General features: G+C 51.2%; 1 protein-coding gene. It reads left to right on the top strand.

The genetic code is table 11. The features are described 5' to 3' along the window. Window positions 1–201: transposase (locus tag ACTHS4_RS12840; RefSeq protein WP_440366075.1), on the top strand; the 201-nt coding region annotated here is incomplete at both ends.

The following is a 201-nucleotide window of genomic DNA, read 5'->3' as shown; positions in this document are numbered from 1 at the left end:
CGGCAGCAAACAGCGTCAGGCCATAGAAGTCGATGAAGAAGGACAAGTCAGCGGCCAAACCACACCGAGCAAAGACAAAGATGCCCGTTGGATAAAGAAAAACGGCCTCTACAAACTCGGCTACAAACAACATACCCGTACCGATGCGGAAGGCTATATCGAGAAACTGCACATTACCCCCGCCAATGCCCATGAGTGCAA

Source organism: Neisseria sp. P0014.S009, from assembly GCF_051958155.1.
Taxonomy (GTDB): Bacteria; Pseudomonadota; Gammaproteobacteria; order Burkholderiales; family Neisseriaceae; genus Neisseria; species Neisseria flavescens_C.
The sequence above is the reverse complement of the archived record's forward strand: the minus strand, read 5'-3'. Positions and strand labels throughout refer to the sequence as shown.